The 16,064-nt window shown below is 61.1% G+C and carries 12 protein-coding genes and 4 pseudogenes; 14 read left to right on the forward strand and 2 right to left on the reverse strand.

Annotated features, from left to right (window positions below):
- Nucleotides 1–95 precede the first annotated feature (95 nt).
- From SO139_RS41585 to SO139_RS41595, 3 genes are all read left to right on the forward strand, one after another.
- Nucleotides 96–293 (forward strand): hypothetical protein, encoded by a 198-nt coding sequence (locus SO139_RS41585; protein ID WP_498541849.1) that lies wholly within the window; start codon nt 96–98, stop codon nt 291–293.
- Between the two features lie 129 nt (nt 294–422).
- Nucleotides 423–1,214 (forward strand): histidine kinase dimerization/phosphoacceptor domain -containing protein, encoded by a 792-nt coding sequence (locus tag SO139_RS41590; RefSeq protein WP_498541850.1) that lies wholly within the window; start codon nt 423–425, stop codon nt 1,212–1,214.
- Nucleotides 1,215–1,407: 193 nt separating this feature from the next.
- Nucleotides 1,408–1,635, forward strand: a complete 228-nt coding sequence (locus tag SO139_RS41595; RefSeq protein ID WP_474803771.1) for a hypothetical protein — start codon at nt 1,408–1,410, stop codon at nt 1,633–1,635.
- Between the two features lie 732 nt (nt 1,636–2,367).
- Here SO139_RS41595 and SO139_RS41600 read toward each other — a convergent pair.
- A pseudogene (locus SO139_RS41600) lies at nt 2,368–3,655 on the reverse strand (DUF2130 domain-containing protein).
- Between the two features lie 310 nt (nt 3,656–3,965).
- Here SO139_RS41600 and SO139_RS41605 point away from each other — a divergent pair.
- The 11 genes and pseudogenes from SO139_RS41605 to SO139_RS41655 all read left to right on the forward strand — a co-directional run bounded on the left by SO139_RS41605 (nt 3,966) and on the right by SO139_RS41655 (nt 14,813).
- Nucleotides 3,966–4,763 (forward strand): type IV toxin-antitoxin system AbiEi family antitoxin domain-containing protein, encoded by a 798-nt coding sequence (locus tag SO139_RS41605; RefSeq protein WP_498541851.1) that lies wholly within the window; start codon nt 3,966–3,968, stop codon nt 4,761–4,763.
- 34 nt (nt 4,764–4,797) lie between these two features.
- Nucleotides 4,798–5,586 (forward strand): nucleotidyl transferase AbiEii/AbiGii toxin family protein, encoded by a 789-nt coding sequence (locus SO139_RS41610; RefSeq protein ID WP_474803774.1) that lies wholly within the window; start codon nt 4,798–4,800, stop codon nt 5,584–5,586.
- Between the two features lie 467 nt (nt 5,587–6,053).
- Nucleotides 6,054–6,734, forward strand: a complete 681-nt coding sequence (locus SO139_RS41615) for a metallophosphoesterase family protein (RefSeq protein WP_498541852.1) — start codon at nt 6,054–6,056, stop codon at nt 6,732–6,734.
- Entirely contained in the window at nt 6,731–7,192 is a 462-nt protein-coding gene (locus SO139_RS41620) for a hypothetical protein (protein ID WP_474803762.1), read from the forward strand. Before SO139_RS41615 ends, SO139_RS41620 begins: the two co-directional genes overlap by 4 nt.
- 58 nt (nt 7,193–7,250) lie before the next feature.
- A pseudogene (locus SO139_RS41625) lies at nt 7,251–8,460 on the forward strand (MFS transporter).
- An 819-nt stretch (nt 8,461–9,279) separates the two neighbouring features.
- A complete protein-coding gene (locus SO139_RS41630; protein ID WP_498541853.1) occupies nt 9,280–9,486 on the forward strand; it encodes a hypothetical protein in 207 nt (68 codons plus the stop codon).
- An 84-nt stretch (nt 9,487–9,570) separates the two neighbouring features.
- Nucleotides 9,571–10,230 carry a sensor histidine kinase gene (locus SO139_RS41635; protein WP_498541854.1) on the forward strand — a complete coding sequence of 220 codons (660 nt, stop codon included), beginning with the start codon at nt 9,571–9,573 and terminating at the stop codon, nt 10,228–10,230.
- Nucleotides 10,215–11,060, forward strand: a pseudogene (locus tag SO139_RS41640) (sigma-54-dependent transcriptional regulator); the annotation flags it as partial. The gene SO139_RS41635 and the pseudogene SO139_RS41640, both read left to right, overlap by 16 nt.
- Nucleotides 11,061–11,451: 391 nt before the next feature.
- Nucleotides 11,452–11,610, forward strand: a pseudogene (locus SO139_RS41645) (TauD/TfdA family dioxygenase); the annotation flags it as partial.
- An 842-nt stretch (nt 11,611–12,452) separates the two neighbouring features.
- Nucleotides 12,453–14,165 carry a pyrroloquinoline quinone-dependent dehydrogenase gene (locus SO139_RS41650; protein WP_474803749.1) on the forward strand — a complete coding sequence of 571 codons (1,713 nt, stop codon included), beginning with the start codon at nt 12,453–12,455 and terminating at the stop codon, nt 14,163–14,165.
- 120 nt (nt 14,166–14,285) lie between these two features.
- Nucleotides 14,286–14,813, forward strand: a complete 528-nt coding sequence (locus SO139_RS41655) for a c-type cytochrome (protein ID WP_498541855.1) — start codon at nt 14,286–14,288, stop codon at nt 14,811–14,813.
- A 137-nt stretch (nt 14,814–14,950) separates the two neighbouring features.
- On the opposite strand, the gene SO139_RS41660 is transcribed toward SO139_RS41655, so the two are convergent.
- Nucleotides 14,951–15,886: an ankyrin repeat domain-containing protein gene (locus SO139_RS41660; protein WP_498541856.1), complete on the reverse strand. Its 936-nt coding sequence runs from the start codon at nt 15,884–15,886 to the stop codon at nt 14,951–14,953.
- Between the last annotated feature and the right edge of the window lie 178 nt (nt 15,887–16,064).

Consider the following 16,064-nt stretch of genomic DNA (forward strand, 5'->3'; position numbering starts at 1 on the left):
CCCAAAAGCCCCGCCGGGGGAAAACCTACCCCCTAGGTTGGCGGTCCGAATGCGCAACATAGCGCAAGGACCGTTTGCGCCCGCAGGAGGGAGCAATGAGCAATCGCACATCGGAACGGAGGACGCCGACCGCCGCCGAACGGGAAGCTCGAAAGGTGTTTCGCGATACGCGCGCGAAGGCGCCGGTCGCCGAGTATGAACGCGACCAACAGGCATTCCATGCAAACCGGGAGCGCCTGAAGGCAGAGCGGATCGCTCGAGAAGCTGCGGCAAAACAGAAGCCAAAGATCTGAGGCGTCGAGCGCGCGCTGTGGTTTGTCGTCGACGTTCCGGATCGTCAGTCTCGGAGCAGGCGCGCAATCAGAGGGGGTGGGCACACTATGCTTCGCAACCAACGGCATCTGCCTATGGCTTGGGACCTCATGAATAGGCTCTACCCCCTGGTTCTGGAGCACAGGCTTCCGAGCCCGGTCCGGTACGGCATCTCCGCGGCCATCATGGTGGTGTGTGCCGTGCTGCAGATGGCGCTCCAGATGCAGACCGGGGTGCCCGGATATTTCCTGCTGCTGCCCGGCGTGTTTCTCTCGGGTCTGATCTTCGATCGTGGCTCCGGAATCTTTGCGGCGATCATTGCGGTCGGCGTCGGCGGCTACATGAGCTACGCCGGCGGCTTCGGCCTCGATTTCCTCGCGACGAATTCGCTCTTCGCGATCACGGCGGCCGGGACGGCGACCGTCGCCGAATTTCAGCGCGCCGAGCTCCGGCGGGTCATGCAGGCGGACAAGACCAAGGCCGTGCTGCTGCAGGAGATGGCGCACCGGACCAAGAACAACCTGGCGATCCTCAGCGGGATGATCCGGCTGGAGGCAAGACATGGCGCACCGGAGGTCGCCGCAGCGCTTGAGGCGACCGCCCACCGGTTGCAGGTGATGGCCGAAGTTTACGACCATCTCTCGCGCTCGGTGAACATGCGATTCAAGGACTCGCATTTGTCTGCCCCGTCGGAAGGGCCTGCCCCGCGGCGAACCTATACCCGGAACCCGGTCGGCGGAACCGAAACCTTTCCGCGGCTTCACGTGTTCACGAGAGGGGCGCAGCACACGCGAGGCCCTGCCATGCCCATGCCGATAGGCGATGTGTTTCTCACGGTCGCGGTCATGACCTTGGCCTTCCTCGGCGAAGTCGCGGTGTTCGCTCTCCTTGGCATCTTCTGAAGTATCGCCGTCTCCGTGGCGCGGGTCTGGCCGACGCAACAAGCCATTCTGAAGATCATCCGTCGCAGAGCGCAGGAAAACGCGATGTCCGCCATCGCCGGCAGCAGGAAGATGTTCGGCGGTAGGCACCCCGGATTCGTACGGTCGCAGCGATGCGTGATCGTTTACGATCTGCGGTTATAGCTTCACTCCCATGGACGTCGAATACGACCCGCAGCACGAAGCATTTGCGGCGATGAAGCTCGCCGCCGAAGCCGATGGTGCCGATCGCCAGAGATGGATCAACGCCGCATTGGCGTGGATCGAACTCACTCGCCTGCGCGCGCCGGTCGGTCGCGAACGCCTGGGGAGGGAAGAGTCCCGGCTGGGAATCAGCTATGCAACTGACGTCAGGTGCGAGCCCCAGCGCAGATTGGATTGAAGCGCTGTCATTGCTGCCAGGAAAGACATTGCCCGCGACGCGCTCTGAGGGCACCGAGGCGAAAACCGCGCCTGAGCAGGAGGAACAGAATAGGGCGTTCGGTCGGGGTGTCGGTCGACTTCCTTGGCGAGGAGTCCGGCAGGAGATTGTCGAGACTCTGACGCGTGCGGGCGCGAAGGCCGTTGGGACGAATTGAGCCGAGCCATGCCGGACTGTCCAAAGCCGCTCTTGCAGGCGCAGTTTCCCCGCCGTTGCCACACGTGGGTTGGCGTCAGAGCACGGTCGACACAAGCACAGTCCAGTGGTACAAGCTCCAGACTTGGCGCAAAGGTAAGTTGTTGTTTTTGCTATAGTCTGCTGGATCGAGTTCCAATCCTTTCCTGGGCACCAAGAGCGTGAAATCCAATGCAAATTAGCGAGAGTGTTCGTCGCATTCGCGGATGGCGCCGGCTTCCTGGAGCACTTGGATCGCCCATCCGCGCAGCGTCCGTATCGTTGGTCTTCGCTCACGCGTCGTCAGCATTGACAGCTCCTGATACGACGAATCCTTATGTCCGTCGTCCGTTCCCCGTTAGGGCAGGGCTGGGATTCGGAATGACGAGAGGGCAAGCTTCGGCGTGCAACGAACTGCCCGCTTCTGGTTACGCGCTTGACGTGAACAGCCGGCCGAAGTCTGCATGCGATCCTAGGCGGCTCGCGCGCGGATGCAGTATAAAGAGGGTAGGGGAGGGATCATCCAACTTTCCGTTCGTACAACGGAGTATCTAGGCTGGGAATATCCGGCATGGCCTTACCGGCAATTGCCTGCAGGTCGCCGATCAAGCACGGTCGAATCGATGACGGCCAGGATTTGGGTTTCCCGCTTGGCCCATTGCCGGCCCATAAACTTGCGCTCCTTGTCGAGATCCTCGCGCATATCGTTGAATTTCTCAACGACAGCTTCGACCCGCTGCCGAAACTTCGTGCCCGTCAGGTAGTGATAGACCTGCTCCATCTTGGTCTGCTGGCCCTGCTGAACGAGGCGTGAGCTGCTCACGTCGATCAGACCCTGACGGAGCGCCACGGCGACCGGCAATGCGCAACGCGGATGAGCCACCCATACGCCGTCGACGAGATCAAATTGCTCGATTTGTTTCGGCAGCGCATGGGAGATGATCAGAGCGACGTCGGCGCCGGAACGGCGCTGGTCGTCGCGTAATTTGGCGAGCCACCCATCACTCCACGCCTTGGTGCGTTTGGTTTCCCAAAGGATGATGCCGGCAGATTGGCCAACAGCACCATTCACCTGTTGAATAACGTCCGCCCCGAGCTCACCTTTTCCAACCGGCTCAATCGAGTCGGTCGGAAAACGTCCGCGCAGAAGCTCTTCGAGCTCGAGCTCGAGTACTTCCCCTTGGGATTGCTGTGATCCCTGCTCGGCCTTGCGCTTGAGCTCCTCGATCGTTCGGGACATCGACTCGATGGTCTGGTCCTTCTCGGCAACGCGTAAGCGCGCAGCCTCGTCGGCTTCCTGCCTGGCCTTGATCTGGATTTCGCTGATTGAGGCCTGCACGCGCTTCTCGATTGTCAGGTCGAGTTCGCGCTTTTCCTCTTCGAGTGCGCGCTGCTGTCGCATCAGTTCGGCTTGCTGCTTTTGGGCCTCGGCAAGCTTTGCGTTGTTGGTGAGCAGGTTGGCTCGTAGCTCCGCGGCTTCCGCTTCCTTCGCCTGCAGCTCTGCTGCGGCCGCCTCTCGCGCCTTCTTGCTTTCGGCCGCGACCAGCTGGGCACGTTCGGCGGTCAATCGCTTCGCAACGTGGTCCTCGATTTGCTCGCGGTCCTTAGCGATCTGCTCGCGTTCCAGCCGCAGTGCCTCGGTCTTACGCTCCATCTCTGCATCTTTGCTGGCCAGCTGCTGTTGAAAGCGCTGACGGGTTTCAGCGAGGAGGGGAGCGGCCAACGATTCCGTCAGCCGGATCTCGTGATTGCATTTGGGGCAATGTAGGGTCGTCTCGTGCGAAGCGCCGGTTGCTTTGAAACTCATTACTCACCGTCATCTCTGCAACCGGATTCAACATGATCTGTGCGCGATTGCGATATCGCTCGGCCTAATGTCCACATACGCGTTGTTGATTTCGACTTCGCCGGCGGGTTTTCCACCGACACGTTGAGTTACCCTCAGCGCGAGCAGCCTCGCAGGAGGGTGATCCGAATAAGAACAAAATAGGAACATGGTGTCAATTTTTGGATCCCCCCTGAGTTTATATTTAGGATGGTTTTACTTAGTCTGGCTCCGGAAAATCGATAGAACCTAAACCTTGGAGGAGGTTTGAAGATGTGGTAATTTACTTAGTATGGCTGAGCAAACCGGCAGAAAGCTAAACAAGCTCGAAAGGACCCTCCCGCAGGGCCTGCTGGTCGATGCCGCCTGGATGGAGCGGCATGGATATTCGACCAGCCTGCGCAGCCAATACGTATCGGCCGGGTGGCTGGTTCAGCCGGCGCGGGGAACCTTCAAGCGCCCGCTCGGCGAGCTCTCCTGGCAGAGTGTCGTTGTTTCGCTCCAGCGACTGCTCGGCTCCGATCTCGTCGTCGGCGGACGTACCGCCCTCGAGACTCAAGGCTTCGGTCACTACTTGAGCGAGACGGGTCCTTCGACCGTACATCTATACGGAACGCGGCCTGCTCCCGGGTGGCTCGGCAAACTCCCGCTCAAACAGAAATTCCGCGTTCACCGCACGCAAAGCCTGTTCAAAACGCACGGAAACTCGCCCGGACCAAAGTCGGGGACGACGCGGGAAATACCGGGATCATTTGACTGGCCTCTCACGGCATCGACACCCGAATGTGCGTTCCTCGAACTGCTCGACGAATTGCCTCACCACGAAAGCTTCCATCAGGTCGATGCACTGGCGGAAGGCTTGAGGAGCCTGAGTCCCCGGCGGCTGCAAATGCTTCTGGAGGGCTGCAAAAGCATCAAGGTCAAACGACTGTTCTTCTGGTTCGCGGAGCGGAATCAGCATGCCTGGCTCAAACAGATCGACAAATCGAAAGTCAATCTCGGCACGGGAAAGCGCATGCTCGTCAAGGGCGGCAAACTCGATACCAAATATCTCATAACCATCCCAGACGATCTCAATGCCCCCGTCTGAAAAATATCGGCATCAAGTGGCCTTGTTGATCGAGATGATCCCGTTCGTCGCGGCGGAGCCCGATTTTGCGCTCAAGGGCGGCACCGCCATCAATCTCTTCCACCGCGACATGCCGCGCTTATCGGTCGATATCGACCTGACCTATCTGCCGGTGGCTCCGCGCCCCGAATCTCTTACCGCGATCGATGCGGCGATGAAGCGCATGGCGGCGGCCACCAGAAAAGGATTGCCGGGTGCACAGGTGACGGAAGTCGTCAACGCTCGTGAAAAGATCGTCACCAAGCTGACTGTCCAGAAAGGTGATGCGCAGGTCAAGATCGAGGCCACGCCGGTGATCAGGGGCTGCGTCTTCGAGCCAGAGTTGCGCGACGTGTCGCCGAGCGTCGAAGAAACATTCGGCTTCGCACAGATGAAAGTCGTGTCGTTCGCCGATCTATACGCCGGCAAGCTTGTCGCGGCGCTCGACCGGCAGCATCCGCGTGACCTCTTTGATGTCCGCGATCTGCTCGCCAACGAAGGCATCACAGACGATCTCCGCAAGGCGTTCATCGTCTACCTCATCAGCCATGACAGGCCGATTTCCGAGGTCGTGGTTCCTCGTCGCAAGGACATCCAGCACGAATTCACGCACGGCTTCGCGGGCATGACCGCCGATGGAGTAACCTTGGACGAGTTGCTCGAAGCCCGGGAGATGCTGATCGCTGAACTCGCGGGAAAAATGCCCCAAGCTCACAAGGATTTCCTCATAGGGTTCAAGCGCGGCGAGCCCGATTGGAGCCTGCTGGGCGTCGCCGGCGCGGCGGAGCTGCCGGCGGTGCGCTGAAAGCAGATCAATCTGGACAATCTTCCTGCCGAGCACCGGGCGAAGCTAGTCGCACAGCTCGAGGAAGTCTTGCGCAATGCCTGATCGCGCGATCGCGCATCGGATCAAGTAATTGTTCGTGGAAATGCCAGCTCACATAGCCGCTGTGTCACGCGCTGGCGCTGCGCGAGCTCGGTGACTGACGGATCCCAATCACCGAGATGGGTTCCGATGTCGATCATGATCGACGTGAGCGCACGGCGGCGATGCCACGCCCTCGGTGGCCCCGACCTCCGCCATGAGGTTTGTCCGCGCGGGGAATGTGCTGTCCGCTGATCGGACAACGGCCGTCGTAAATTCAGACAGTTTGCAATGAAGTGCGCCGGAAAAGTGCTGAGAACGCGTGACTTCGCAATTGGCACGAGCCTTGCGGAGGCGATGCCTTAGCTTGGAACGAGAACAACTCTCTTCAGGCAAAGGAAATAAAAATGCCAACGAACGTCCGCTATTCCAACGTGCTCTCCTGGGTGCACTTTGGCGATCTGCATATCACCGATCGTGACGAGCAGAACTATCAGGATTTCCTGACGCTCATCGCGCAGGCGAACACCAACCTCTCTGGCGGAATCGACTTCGCCGTCCTTCCTGGTGACAACGCCGAGGACGGAACCGAGGAGCAGTTTCTCCTCGTCAAGCAGGCGATCGAACGCCTGACCATCCCTCCCGAGATCATTCCCGGCGATCACGATGCGAAGACCGGCAGCCTCGATCTCTATTGCCGCTGCTTGGAGCCCGCGCTTTGGCGCAGCCGCTCGATCAGCTCTTATCGGTGCCTGTTCCTCAATGCTCGAGACAACGGGCGCCCGAAGGGTTTTGGGATCGGTCTCGCCCAACTCGAGTGGCTCGCACGCGAGTTGCAGGCGGCCGATGCGGGTGAGCAACGGCCGGTTCTCTTCGTGCATACCTATCCGAGCGAACTAGGAAGCAGCGCGGACACAGTGCAGGCGCTGATGCGGAAGCATCGCGTCATCATGGTCGACATGGGCACACGCACTACAACGAAATCGCCAAGGACGGCCAGACGATCTATGCCGCCACGCGCTCGACTGGCCAGATCGAGGAGGGACCGGTCGGCTTCTCCATTGCCAATCTCGACGATGGCGTGGTGAGTTGGAAGTTCAAGCCAATCGGCGGCTGGCCGTTCGTCATGATCACGTCGCCCGCCGATCAAGCCTTCATCGTTGATCCTGACCAGCCCGAGCAGGTGGTGCGCGGCGTCACCGAGGTGCGCGTCAAGACCTGGGACGCTCTGGGGGTTGTTTCCGCTATGTGCCGTATCGATGACGGCTCGTGGCAGCCGATGCAAAGGAGCGGGACCAGCACGACCTGGGGCTGCGTCTGGGACTCCCGTGAGTCGGCGGATGGCGTCCATCACGTCGCAGTCCAGGTCAAGACCGCGGATGGGCGCGAGGCTTCCGACACGATCTCCGTGCTGACGAGCCAGTCAGGCCGCTATGAGCTGCCGCCGTACCTGCCAGGCGACGATGCCAATGCGATCGGGGCTTATCCGGAGAAAGGCATTCTTGGAACGCAGCTCGGCCCGAACAAGAACGGTCGCAAGTGGTGAAGGTATTCGTATCGCCCCACGAGTCTGGCCAAGTCGCTGTTGTAGCGGGAGACCAACCATGCGATGGGCGTCCCTTGACTGGCTCAACTTCACTCTTGCCGACGTCAGGGGCTCGTTGGGGCCATACCTCGGAATTTTCCTATTGACCGAGCGGCATTGGGACCCGGCGACGATCGGCATCGTCGCCACGGTCGCCGGAATTGTGGGGCTGGTCGTTCACGCACCAATTGGCGCTTTCATCGACGCGACGCGTTGGAAACGTGGGGCGGTTGTGGCTGGACTTGGCGTCCTGACTGCAAGCGCGCTCGCCATCGCGACTGCGCCAAACGTTCCTGTTGTGCTGACGGCACAGACGATGATGGCCGTGGCCGGCGCCTTCTTCGGCCCGGCGATTGCCGCGATCACCCTCGGTATTCTGGGATCACGCGGTCTCGCTTACCGCACGGGTCGGAACGCTGCCTTCGATCATGCCGGCAATGTGTCGATTGCCATTGTGGCTGGCGTCGTGGGCTGGTGGTTCTCCCAGAGCGCGGTCTTCTTTCTGGTTCCGATCTTTTCCGTGCTGGCAGCTCTTTCGGTACTGTCGATCCCGGCCAGCGCCATCGATCACGCGCGGGCGCGCGGTCTCGACCGAACCGATCCAGTCGGCGGCGAACAGCCGTCTGGCTTGAGCGTGCTGCTCACATGCAGGCCACTGCTGATCTTTGCGGTCTGTGTGGCGCTGTTTCATTTCGCCAACGCCGCGATGTTGCCATTGGTCGGGCAGAAGCTGGCACTCGCGCACGAGGGCCAGGAGACGCCGTTGATGTCGGCCTGCATCGTGGCGGCGCAGGTGGTCATGCTGCCGATGGCGCTGCTTGCGGGGGCCAGGGCCGACGCTTGGGGACGCAAGCCGATCTTCCTCGCGGCCTTTGCGATCTTGCCGCTCCGCGGGGTGCTCTATACAGTCTCCGATGATCGCTTGGCTCATCTCCGTACAACTGCTCGATGGGGTCGGCGCCGGCATCTTTGGGGTACTGACGCCGCTGGTGCTGGCCGACCTGATGCGCGGGACCGGTCGCTACAGCGTGAGTCAGGGCGCGGTGGCGACGGTGCAGGGGATCGGCGCTTCCCTCAGCAACACTGTCGCGGGTGTGATCGTCGTAAAGGCCGGCTACAGCGCCGCCTTCTTAACGCTTGCCGGCGTCGCGCTCGCGGCCTTCTTGGTCTTCCTGATCGCAATGCCCGAAACGGGAGAGGCGCCGAGAAACAGCGGCACGGGCCCCTGACAACGGGCGAGCCTGCGCAAGCAGCGGCGCCTGGCACCATGTTCGGTTGGGGGGTGAACCCACGTTGTCCGGGGATCCGCACTGTAATGGTAACCCGGATTGTCGTTCGTGGGTTGTTGCCGGAGAACGGGCCGTGAGGCGGCTTGAAGTAGCGTTGTTCGACGAGGATGATCGTACACGTGAATCAAGGGATGGCCAGATTGCTCGGAGATTGTCATGCGCTGCCGCTCCCTATGACGCAAAGGCGTCCCTCGGGCGCCTGATCAGGATTGGTCGTCAAATCTTGAACCTGGCAGACAGAGCCGTACCGCGTTCGATTATCGGCTGGTTCGTCGTCTGCTGGAGTGGTTTCCTTCTCGCTTCCGTCGTCGTCGGTGCGCTGCTGCTGTCGCTCTACGAGCAGTCGACCACGGAACAGCTGCGACGGGCATCAGCGGCCGTGGCCCATGGCTCCGATGCGATCGCGGCGCGCTACCAGTTCTTCACCACCGGTGCGACACGCGCACCGGCGGATGTCCACGACCCTGACCTGACTCGTGGCTTGACCGGGGTGGTGCAGATTGCGCTGCGTGACCTCAATGGCGTCGAGGGCGGGATCTGGCAGAAGGGCAAAGGCTCGCCTATGCGTTCCCGACCTATGAGGGGACCGGACAGAAGACCGATCTGCCGGAAGCTGAGCTGCCAAGCATCCGCGAAGCCGCTGACACTGCGGCGCTCGACGGCGCGCCTTTCGACCGCCGCCGGGAAGGCCGGGCACAGACCCTGCTGCTCCATGCCTGCCCTCTGCCCGGACCTGTTCCAGGTCTGTCTGCGTGGACCATGGCCCGCGTGCCGACCACGGGCGGGCAGGCCTATATCCAGGCCATGGCGGGACTGAGCGTTCTGCTTCTCGTCGTGCTGGGGTCTGCCGCCTGGCTTGGGCGCTTGCTCCTTGGCTGGTCGCGACGGCTACAGCGGGTGGAAGCGGCGCTCACCAGCAGCAACGATGAGCTACCCAAGCTCGACCTCACCGGACAGCGGGATTGAATCGATCGGATTGTCGAAGCTATCAACCGCGCGGGTATCCGCCTGGCTGAGGCCCGCCGGACCTCCGAGGCATTGGTGCGGCAAGTGGCCGAGGCCAACCGTCTCGCCACACTGGGGCGTGTCGTCGCCGGCGTCGCGCATGAGATCCGTAACCCCATTGCGGCGATGCGGCTCAAGGCCGAGAATGCTGTCGCTGCCGGCCCCGATCTCGCACGCAAGGATAACGCCCTTCGGGTCATCGTCGAGCAGATTGGTCGCCTGGAAACTCTGCTCCGCAATCTCCTGAGCTCAGTCCAGCGCGCACCGCTGGTCGCGGTGCCGGTCAAAGATGTGGCCGCCTTCCTGACGGAGCGCATCGAGCTGTTCCGCGAACAAGCGGCCGCGCAGGGGCTCGAGCTCGAAGTCTGCGGAGGTGGCGCCGAGGCGCGCTTCGACCCCGCACGAATCGCGCAAGCGATCGACAATCTCATCCTCAATGCCATCCAGAACACGCCGGCTGGTGGTCGCGTGACGCTCTCTGCGGAAAGGATAGGGGATCGCATGGCTTTGTCCGTTGCTGACACCGGCCGCGGAGTCCCCGAAGAGGTGCGAGCCCACCTATTTGAGCCAGGACGTTCCGAGGGTACGGGTCTTGGCCTTGCCGTTGTACGGGAGATCGCCGAGGCGCATGGTGGGACGGTGCGGGCCGTTCACAAAAGTGATGGGACCATATTTGTATTGGAGCTGCCATGGCGACCGTCCTGATTGTCGACGATGACGCAGCGCTGCGAGAAGGGCTGGCCGAGACGCTGAGTGATCTCGGCCACCGCGCGGTCGAGGCGCCGAGCGGACGGGTCGCTCTCGATCTCGCCAGCCGCGAGCGGTTCGATGCAGTCCTGCTCGATCTTCGGATGCCGGGGATGGATGGCCTCGAAGTTCTTCGGCGCCTGCGTGCCGACCCCGCTAAGGCGCCGCCTGTCGCGATCCTTACCGCCTACGCCAGCGCTGCCAACACCATTGAGGCGATGCGGCTGGGCGCCTTCGATCATCTCACGAAACCGATCGCTCGCGCCGATCTCGATTTCCTGATGTCGCGGATGCTGCGGGCGCGGGCATATTCCGACGCGACGCCTGCGTCCCGCGCGTCACCGCCAGATGATGATCTGGTCGGCTCAAGCGAAGCGATGCGCGCGGTACAGAAGACAATTGGGCTCGTGGCCGACAGCGATGCAACTGTTCTGATCACCGGCGAGACCGGAACCGGAAAAGAGCTGGTGGCGCGCGCCATTCACCGGCATGGACGGCGCGGCAGTGGGCCGTTCATCGCCGTGAACTGCGCCGCGATTCCGAGAGACCTGCTTGAGAGCGAGCTGTTCGGTCACGTGCGCGGGGCGTTCACCGGCGCCCTTGCCGAGCGCAGCGGCGCATTCCGCGATGCCGACAAGGGTACGCTGTTTCTCGATGAGATCAGAAGCGCTGTAAGCACAAGACCAACGGCCGAACGGAGACGAGCGCGTTCGCACTCGCATGGAAAGCGGGCGAAACAGGCTGCTTCGCCGGTCGTTGGCTCGATTTTGCCCGCGACTGTTCGCGTGAATCGCTCGCATTGACCGTCATCACCGCAAATATTTCCGCATGCGCGTTGCCAACGAAGCGATCATTGCTCGGCGCGGAAAACAAAGCTTGTTTCGTTTCATTGACTGGATCGCGATCGCTTTTACCATCGGCAACGTTCAAGCGGGGTCGTTTCACCATGCGGCAATCCGATCCACAAATCGTTCGCGAAGCAGCCCGGCTGATGTGCGTGCGGTGTTGTGCCGGCGTGATGGCGGAGAGCTGTACCGCCGGGATCCGTGTGCCGCTGACCGTTTAGCTGCTGACGTGATTCCCCAGGATCAAACTCAAGACGTCACCATCACTCTTCGCCGCCGCGCGCACCACCGGTGCATGGCGGAGCTTTGTTCATCACAACGAGAGATCAAGATCATGAGCAACACGACCACAATCGACAACGTCATTCCGCGCGCTGACATCGTCAAAGCGCGGCTCGGGGCCGAGATCCGGAACGTCAAGTTGTCCGGTGATCTGTCCGACGACGTCATTCGCGCCGTCAACCAGGTGCTGCTCGAGCACAAAGTCATCTTCGGATGCAGCAACCCGGCGGGGGTTCTTTGGGTCAAATGCGGCGATGCGCGACGTGCAGCCGGACTCTGACAGGATGCTGCTCGCCGGATGGACCGCGGATGCGCTGCCCACGTTGCTATGACACAGGTTGGGTCTGCGAGGCCCATCCCGAGCGGCCTTGGGAAGGAGGTCCTCGCGCATGCGGTTGTGGAGCGCCCGGTAAGCCCTGCCCGGTCTGCAATCGCCCCCATCATTTTCGGCCGGTTGGCTGGACGTCTGCTTATCCCCCAGTAGCGGCGGAATAGCAGACATTCCTCAACCGCCGCTTGGGCCGAAAGGCGACATGAGAAATTAAGGAGGCCGTCAACTGAAGCGACTTCGTTTTAATTGTCCGCCTCGGCGACAGCCGAGCCGTGCCTCCATAGCGATAATGGGCTTTGTCGCGGTCGTCTTTACGGGCTATGGATCGTGGTACCCGACGACTAGGCTATCACCGAGCCGCGCTGGATCGGACGCGCGATAGTTTGGCGGCAATGCCTCAAGATTGTCCGCTGAATTTAGGCCAGGGACCATGACCTAAGGGTGCTTACTGGTTGCCGACGTATCTCTTATCGGCAGCGCACGCCTGTGTGCGGCTGCGTCCTTCTGAAATGCAAGCGGCGCTGCCGCACTCGCGCAGCGAATCGCAGGATTTGGGTGCTGCAACGCGCGCTGATTTCGCGGCCGCGAACGCCAAAGGCTTGAGCGCGCCCGCACACGCCTATGGCTTTCTGCTTGTCAAACAGGCTTCGCAAGACCAGAATTCAAGAGCAGACGTACATGAGCGCTTATTCCGATAATTCGAATAATTACGGGGCTGAGCCATGAAAAGATATTCTGTCGCATACGCCACGTTGTTCGGTCTGGGCTGCACGCTCGCAGCATCAAGTCATGCGCAAGAAGTCAAGCTGCAGGATCAATGGTCGCCTCCGCGCGAGGCGAAGGTTTCGCCGGTCACTCAAGACCAGCTCAATGCAGCGGACAAGAATGCAACGAACTTTCTGCTGACCAACGGCAACTACGCTCAAACACGCTTTCATCCCGCAAAGCAGATCAACCGCGACAATGTGAAAAACCTGCACGTCGCCTGGATCTTCCAGGCCGAGGTCAAGGAATCCCTCGAAACGTCGCCCATTGTGATCGATGGTGTGATGTACGTGACGACATCGTTCAGCCATGTCTATGCGATTGACGCCAAGACGGGCGAACAGCTCTGGCACTATAGCCACAAGATGGGGCCCATAACGACCTACTGCTGCGGTCCCAACAATCGCGGTGTCCAGGTTCTCGGTGACAAGGTTTACCTGGCTACGCTGGACTCCAAGCTGGTGGCATTGGATGCGAAGACCGGCGAAGTCGTCTGGAGCAGCGATATCGCTGATCCCGAGCTCGGCTACAGCGAGACGATGGCTCCGACGGTCGTCAAGGACAAGGTCTTGATCGGCACCAACGGCGGCGAATACGGTGTCCGCGGCTTTGTCAGGGCCTATGATGCGAAGACCGGCAAGCTGCTCTGGAATTTCGACACCATCCCAGAAAATTCCGTCGGCGTCTGGGCAACCACGGACGCTACTGGGCGCGACATGCATCGCGATATCCAGGCTGAAAAGGACCAACTCGCCAAGATCGGCGACCCCTACAAGAGGCTGGGCGGCGGCGTCTGGCAAAATCCCGCTGTCGATCTCGCCACCAACCGGATCTATTTCGTGGTCGGCAATCCATCTCCCGACCTCGACGGTGCGCCGCGCCCCGGCGACAATCTCTACACCAACTCGCTGGTATCGCTTGACTTGGATACCGGAAACTTCGTCTGTCACCTTCAGTATATTGCCCACGACGTCTGGGATCTCGATGCCGCGAGCCCGCCGGTGCTGGTGGATGTGCAGGACAAGGACGGCAAGACCATTCCGGGCGTGATCCATGCTGGCAAAACCGGTCACGTCTATGTTCACGACCGGAAAGACTGCAGCCTGATCCGGTTCTCTGAGGCGATGGTGCCGCAGGAGAATATGTGGACCTTGCCGACCAAGGAAGGCGCGCGCATGCTTCCAGGGGCAAACGGCGGCGTCGAATGGTCGCCGATCGCTACCGACCCCGGACAGGGGCTCGCCTACGCCATCAATTTGCATCAGCCCATGCACTACCGGGTCGAGAACTCGCCCTATCCGAACGGCAAGCTCTGGCTTGGCGGCGCCTTCACGGCCATTCCAGGTGAAAAGCAGGCGGGAAATATCACCGCCGTCGACTACAACACCGGCAAGATCAGATGGCAGGTGAACACGCCAGAGCCGATGATCGGCGGCATTCTCGCCACCGCGGGCGGTCTGGTCTTTGCTGGTGAAGGCAACGGCAAGTTCGCCGCCTACGACTCGTCCACCGGCAAGGAACTGTGGAGCTTCCGCGCCGGTGCGGGCGTCAATGCACCGCCGTCCAGCTATTCGGTGGGCGATAGGCAATATATCGTGGTCGGCGCGGGCGGTAACACTCAGGTGAACTTCAGGCGTGGCAACAACATCATCGCCTTTACGCTCGATTGAACGAACGTCGCGATCACAGATGCGGGGCCAGAGTCGGCCCCGCTTCTGTAAACCCCCCGGAATTCGACGGTCTGCAATGTGAACTGGGTGATTTCGATCGGGACGATCCTCGGGGCATTGTTGACCGCAGCCCCCGCCTTTGCACAAAGCATCGCGGAAAAAGTCGAGGTGTGCGCCGGCTGTCACGGCCAGGACGGCAAGCCGAGCGACAAGGCGATTCCCATCATCTGGGGACAGCAAGCCGGCTACACCTACATCCAGCTGCGCGACTTCAAACGGGGTGACCGCAAGAGCGAGATCATGCAGCCGATTGCGTCGTCCTTCGAGAAGGACGAAATGCTAGCGATCGCAGAGTATTTCGCTCAAAAGCCGTGGCCTAACCTGGGCCAGCCGCGGTCGCCAAAGGATGTTGCGCAGCGGGCGCTCAGCGCGGAGCACTCGGTGGGCTGCACCAGCTGTCATCTCGAGCAATTTCAGGGTGCTGGCACCGTACCGCGGCTGGCTGGGCAGAGCCAAGAGTACCTCGCCAAGACAATTACCGATTTCCGCACCCGCGCGCGTGGCAACAATCCCGGCATGACTGACCTGATGCGCGCCACGCCTGTCGACGATCTTGCGGCGCTCGCGCAATATCTCGCTGGTCTTTAGACTAAAGCTCGATGAAATTGGGAAGGGTCATCATCGCGCTTTAGCTTCTTGTTTGAGCTTCGCAAACGCGTTCCGCGTTTGTCGCAAGGGAAAGCCGCTTCACACTTTTCCGGATGATGCTCTAGGACGCCCCCTCGCTACGGTGCGCCCAGTCGATTACGCAACAACGATAGTGAGGTGAGATCCGCGGCGCGTTTGCCCGCGTTGTCCTTGAGCGAAGGATCGGCGCCCCGCGCAAGCAGGAGACTGGCGATCTCAGCGTGCCCGCCTTCGGCGGCGATCATGAGAGCCGTCCGGCCGCGGGCATCGCGATCATCGATGTGCGCGCCTGAATCCAGTAGATAGCTCACAACCTTGACAGCCTCCGTCTCCGGAATTGTTTCATCCGGACCCGCAGCCCACATCAGCAGCGTCAAATCATTCGGATAGCGGGCATTGATATCGATGTTTCGCGAAAGCAGGCGCTTCACAATGTCAAGCCGGGCGCGGGCCGCCGCGTAGACAATTGGCGGTTTTCCGGTGTCGTCGGGCACACCTTGGTCAGCGCCATGTGCCAGCAGCGTTTCGACGATTGCGTCGCTGCCTGCATAAGCGGCGGCTGCGACCGGAGATACTCCACTGCGTCCGGTGAGTGTGACATCGGCGCCGCGTTCAATAAGTCGCCGGGCGACCGCGAGATGGCCGCGTTCAGCCGCGAAGTATAGCGCCGTTGCGCCCGCGAGATTGCGCGCATCAATTGGAGCGTGACGCGCAAGCAAAAGATCCACCATTTCCAGATGGCCAGATCGCGCGGCGTGGCTGAGCGGGCGGGCTCCAAACCGGTCGCGCGCGTCCACTGATGCGCCATAGTCCAGTAGCCCGGTCGCCAGCTCGGTACAATTCTCGTCCGCTGCAGAGAATAGAAGTAAGGATACCTCCATTGCAGTGACCTGAGATTGCGCGGGTTGAAACCGACGGCCGATTTCCTGACATCTTTCCGAGGCGACGGTCGCCGACGAAGTGCCAAGTACGAGCAATGCGGCCGAGCATAGAGCTCCAACGTGCCGGGACAAGAGACAACCCTCCCTCGCCATTCTTCATGCAACATGACACAGCGCGCGGTGGATGCCAAGTTGGCCGACATCCCTAAAGCCGCCGACTCAAAGTGCACCAGACTACGAAGCACTTCTGCTTGTGTGCTGGTTTTTGGACGCCGGCAAGAAGGAGGCTCCGCAGGGTCAACTGACCGGCGTCCAAAAAGCGCCAAGGCAC

Source organism: Bradyrhizobium sp. UFLA05-89, from assembly GCF_059803475.1.

Bases quoted from the DNA above. Each gene is read 5' to 3' on its own strand.
- SO139_RS41630 (WP_498541853.1), top strand. From the start codon at position 9,280: ATGGCCCGCGTGCCGACCACGGGCGGGCAGGCCTATATCCAGGCCATG.
- SO139_RS41615 (WP_498541852.1), top strand. From the start codon at position 6,054: ATGCCAACGAACGTCCGCTATTCCAACGTGCTCTCCTGGGTGCACTTT.
- SO139_RS41605 (WP_498541851.1), top strand. From the start codon at position 3,966: ATGGCTGAGCAAACCGGCAGAAAGCTAAACAAGCTCGAAAGGACCCTC.
- SO139_RS41595 (WP_474803771.1), top strand. From the start codon at position 1,408: ATGGACGTCGAATACGACCCGCAGCACGAAGCATTTGCGGCGATGAAG.
- SO139_RS41650 (WP_474803749.1), top strand. From the start codon at position 12,453: ATGAAAAGATATTCTGTCGCATACGCCACGTTGTTCGGTCTGGGCTGC.
- SO139_RS41660 (WP_498541856.1), bottom strand. From the start codon at position 15,886: ATGGCGAGGGAGGGTTGTCTCTTGTCCCGGCACGTTGGAGCTCTATGC.
- SO139_RS41590 (WP_498541850.1), top strand. From the start codon at position 423: ATGAATAGGCTCTACCCCCTGGTTCTGGAGCACAGGCTTCCGAGCCCG.
- SO139_RS41610 (WP_474803774.1), top strand. From the start codon at position 4,798: ATGATCCCGTTCGTCGCGGCGGAGCCCGATTTTGCGCTCAAGGGCGGC.
- SO139_RS41585 (WP_498541849.1), top strand. From the start codon at position 96: ATGAGCAATCGCACATCGGAACGGAGGACGCCGACCGCCGCCGAACGG.